General features: G+C 75.9%; 3 protein-coding genes and 1 pseudogene. 2 read left to right on the forward strand and 2 right to left on the reverse strand.

Annotated features, from left to right (window positions below; genetic code table 11):
- A partial coding sequence (locus SM757_RS34445; RefSeq protein WP_322468783.1) for a tetratricopeptide repeat protein occupies positions 1 to 876 on the forward strand: 876 nt, incomplete at its 5' end.
- Positions 877 to 881: 5 nt separating this feature from the next.
- Positions 882 to 1,868 (forward strand): prepilin peptidase, encoded by a 987-nt coding sequence (locus SM757_RS34450; protein WP_322468784.1) that lies wholly within the window; start codon positions 882 to 884, stop codon positions 1,866 to 1,868.
- 58 nt (positions 1,869 to 1,926) lie between these two features.
- Here SM757_RS34450 and SM757_RS34455 read toward each other — a convergent pair whose 3' ends face one another.
- Both SM757_RS34455 and SM757_RS34460 read right to left on the reverse strand, forming a co-directional pair.
- Entirely contained in the window at positions 1,927 to 3,486 is a 1,560-nt protein-coding gene (locus tag SM757_RS34455) for a DUF3482 domain-containing protein (RefSeq protein ID WP_322468785.1), read from the reverse strand.
- Positions 3,487 to 3,488: 2 nt separating this feature from the next.
- Positions 3,489 to 4,400: pseudogene (locus SM757_RS34460) on the reverse strand (DUF2868 domain-containing protein); the annotation flags it as partial.

The raw sequence follows: 4,400 nt of genomic DNA on the forward strand, positions 1-4,400 counted from the left end.
GCGCCTGCGTCCGCGCCCGCCCTGGTGCCGGTGGTGGCCAGCCCGTCCAAGCCCAGGCCGCTGCCCGCGGGCGACAAGGCGGCGGGGGCTCAAGGGCTTGCGCCCGTCGCCCAGGCCGCGCCTATCGCCCAGGCCGTGCCTGTCGCTCAGGCCGCGCCTGCCTTGGCGGGCGCATTGCCGGCCTCTGCCGCGGTCCCGGCCGCGCCGGCGCAAGCCGCTGAAACCCCGGTCCGGCCGGCGCCGCGCGCCGTGGCGGGCAAAACCTTCAGCCCACGCCAGCTGGCGGCCAGGCAGTTGGCGGAGGCGGTGGCGCTGGAGCAGCAGGGCCGGCTGGAGGAGGCCAAGGCGCCGCTGCAGCGCTCGCTGGAGGCCAGCGCGCAGGACGTGCAGGCGCGCAAGATGCTCGCGCGGCTGCAGCTCGATACCGGCCGTGCCGACGAGGCGCGCGCGCTGCTGCTGGAGGGCCGGCGCCTGCACCCCGAGGACGCCGATCTCACCCTCGCGCTGGCGCGGCTCATGGTGGAAGGCGGCGACGCCGCCGGCGCCCTGCAGTTGCTCGAAGCGCAGGTGGCCCAGGCCGGCGACGAGCCGCAATACCACGCCCTGCTGGCCGCGCTGCAGTTGCGCGCGCAGCGTTACGAGGCCGCGGTGCCCAACTACCTGGTGGCCTTGCGCGCCGACCCGGCCAACGTGAGCTGGCTGGTGGGCGTGGGCGTGGCGCTGGAGCGCGTGGGCCAGGTGGCCGATGCGCTGGAGGCCTACCGCCGCGCCGACGGCGCCGCCAACCTGCCGCCGGAGACGGCCGCCTTCCTGGCCGAGCGGCTGGCGCGGCTGCGGCCGCCGGCCGCGCCGCGCGGCCAGCTCGTCGCGCGCTGAGCGGCATGGACGCCTCCTTGTGGCCGCTGCTGATGCAGCCGCTGCCGCTGGCCGTGCTGGGGCTGTGCGTGGGCAGCTTTCTCAACGTGGTGGTGTACCGCCTGCCGCTCATGCTGGAGCGGCGCTGGTGGCAGGACGTGGCGTTGCAGTTGGGTGACGCCGGCTCGCATGAGCGCCTGTTTGGGCGCGCGCCGGCCGCCGCGCTGGCCGACGTGGCCGGCGCGCTGCAGGGCGAGCTGCAGCGGCTGCCGCTGCTCACGCTGTCGCGCCCGCGCTCGCACTGCCCGCAATGCGGCACGCCCATCGCGTGGCATGACAACCTGCCGGTGCTGGGCTGGCTCAAGCGGCGCGGGCGCTGCGCGGCCTGCGGCGAGCCCATCGCCGTGCGCTACCCGCTGCTGGAGCTGGCCACGGGGCTGCTGTGGGCGGCGCTGGGCCTGCGCTTTCAGGGGCAGCCGCAGGCCTTGCTGTGGTGCGCGCTGGCGTCGGCGCTGCTGGCGCTGGCGCTCATCGACTGGGACACGCAGTGGTTGCCGGACGCCCTCACGCTGCCCTTGGCGTGGGCGGGCCTGGTGGCGGCGACGGCGGGCTGGATACCGTTGCCGCCGCACCAGTCGATGTGGGGTGCCGTGGCGGGCTACCTCTCGCTGTGGCTGCTGTACTGGGCGTTCAGGCTGGCCACGGGGGAGGGTGCGGGACATCCGCCGTGGAGCGCGGCGCATTGGGCCGCGCGCGCGGACAGCGGCAGGGAAGGCCTGGGCTTTGGCGACTTCAAGCTCCTGGCGGCGCTGGGGGCGTGGTTGGGCGTGTGGCTGATCGTGCCCATGCTGCTGTGGGCTTCCCTGCTGGGCACGGTGGCGGCACTGCTGCTGCGCCGGCGCGCCGCGTTGGGGGCGGATGGGCACATGCCCTTCGGCCCCTTCCTGGCCAGCGCCGGCCTGGCGGTGCTGCTGGTGGGGCCGCATCAGGTGCTGCACTGGCTCCTGGCCTGAACCGCCATCTTCTCGACTGCTTGCGGCGTGTTCCGCGCGCAACGGGTGGCGCCCGCCCTCAACCCTCCCGAAGCAGCCGCTCCACGTGGGCCTCGGGGTACATCCAGGCCAGCAGGTCCAGCGCCAGGCGGCTGGCACAGCCCTGGAGCTGCATGCAGGCGGCTTCCTCGTCCATCTCGCCGCTGCGCAGCGCCTCGAACACGGCGTCCAGCGTCCCGGCCTGGGCCTGCTCGCGCCGTGCCAGCTCCTCGCCCCAGGCCGCGGGCAGCGCGTCGTGCTCGAAGGCGCCGCGGCCGCGGCCGAAATGGGCCACGGCCAGGTACTTCAGCAGCGCGTCCTGCAGCAGCGCGTGCAGCGCGGCGTTGCTCAGCCGCAGCGAGCTTTCCTGGACGCCGCGGGCGCGGTTGAAGCCTTCCGCGCCCACGGCGAAGGCCACCGCGCCGGCCAGGGCGCCCAACAGCATGCCCGCGCCCATGGTCAGGCCGCCGGTGGCCAGGTCCGCCTTCAGCCCCGAGACGGCCCCCGTGGCGATGGCGCCGCCTGCGCCCACGCGCAGCGGGTCCAGCGGCGTGAGGGCGATCAGGTCCGCCTGCTCCAGCCGGCGCCAGAACGGATGCCCGCGGCTGTCCAGCAGCCCGTGCAGGCGCAGCAGCTCGCCCGTGGTGTGGGCGCGGCCCTGTTCCACCGCCTGCTGCAGCGCCTGCTGGCCGCGCCGGCGCGCCGCATCGCCGCCGCGCGGCGCCAGCAGCGCGCGCACGCCGCCCGGGCGCGGTTCGCCGTCAGGCGGCGAGGCCGCTTCGCGCCGCAGCGCCGCCTGCACCACCTGCCGCGCGATCACGGCCATGGAGGCGTCGAAGCGCGCCATGTTGCGCTGGCGCCAGTCGCGGCGCAGCCGCCGCGAGGCGGGCTGCTTGTCCGCGGCGACCAGGCCGTCCAGCGCGTCGAAGAAGGCCTGCTCGTGCACCCAGCAGCGCGTGAAGGCGTCCAGCGCCAGCACGCCGCGCACGCCCGGGGCGTCGCGCAGGTGCTCGCGCCAGCGCCGCAGCTCGGCTTGGGCGGCGTCGCTGCCCGCGGGGGCCAGCCCGGTCTGGTTGAGCAGCACCAGCACGGGCTTGTCCATCCAGGCCAGCAGCTTCAGCTCGTCGGCCAGGTAGCCCGTGGCCGAGGGCGACTCGGTGGCGTTGAGGATGTAGAGCACCACGTCGGCGTTGTCGCGCGTGGCGCGCAGCGCCTGCTGGCTGAGGTGGAACGTGGGGTCGGTCCAGCGGTCCCACACCTGCGACAGGAACCACTGGATGGGGTTGGACGCTCCCGAGAGCCGCCGGTACAGCCGCGCCGAGTCGCCCAGGCCGGGCGTGTCCCACAGCAGCAGCGCGTCGCCCTCGGCCGTGGAGAGCAGCGGGTAGGCCTGCGCGTCGCGGGTGACGTGGGCGGCGTCGCGCACCTCGCCCACGTCCTGGCCCAGCAGCGTGCGCGCCAGCGTCGTCTTGCCCACGTTGGTGTGCGCCATGAGCACCAGCGCGATGCGGGCGGCGGCGCCGGTGCCGCCGTCCGTGCCTGTGTTTGTGTGCGTGTCCGTGCCGGCGGGCGGCTGCAGCGGGGAGGGTGCGGCCTGCATGCTCAGGCGCCCAGGTCCACCACGTGCACGCGCTGCAGGCCCAGCGGGCGCAGGAACTCGCGCCACAGCGCCTCGCGCTCGCGCAGCCGCTCGCCGCGGCCCAAGCGCGCGGTGAAGGCGCCCGCGTCCAGCAGCACCAGCAGTTGCGGCCCAAGCGACTGGGCCAGCCGCTGCAGGAAGGCGCCGTGCGTCTCGGCCTCCGGCGTGGCCGAGAGCGACAGCAGCGCCGCGCAGGCCATGAGCTCGCCCTCGGTGGCCGCGGGCCGGCGCGCCGCCGCCTGCGGGGCGTCGCCGTAGGCCAAGCCCGGCTGCACGGTGAGCGCCGTCTCGCCGCCGCCCAGCACCTCGGTGGCCTGGCCCGCCAGCGCCGCGGTGCGCGCGGCGTCCAGCGCCAGTGCGTAGGGCCACACCACCAGGCGCCAGCGCTGGCCGCTGCCGTCGGCCACCAGGCGGGCGAAGTAGGGGTCGGCCAGGTCCAGCGGAAAGCGCCGTGCCAGCCGCCGCGCGCGGTGCGACTGCCACCCCCACAGCAGCAGCCGCGGCAGCGCCACGCCCAACACCAGCAGCGCCGAGAGCATGAGCAGCCAGCGGTCGGCCATCGCCGCGTTGCTGCCGGCCCAATGGTGCATGCGCGTGATTTCCTCCAGCGTGAAGGGCGCCACGCCCGGCAGGCCCGGCAGGGAGCTCACCGGCAGGAACAGCAGCCCAAGCAGTTGGTGGGCGCCCTCCGGAGTCTTGATGAGCTGGCTCTCCCAGCCGACGCTGAACTCGTTGGGCAGCGCCCGCGCGAAGACGTAGGCCAGCAGCCCAAGCGCCACCGACGCCGCGCCCAGGTGCAGCGTGGCGCGGATGCGCGCGTGCCACAGCGGCGCCGCGGCGTGCGCCCAGGTGCGGCCGAAGCGCCCGGCCAGCGC

The sequence above is a fragment of the Azohydromonas lata genome (assembly GCF_034427735.1).
In the GTDB taxonomy this organism is placed as follows: domain Bacteria; phylum Pseudomonadota; class Gammaproteobacteria; order Burkholderiales; family Burkholderiaceae_C; genus Azohydromonas; species Azohydromonas lata.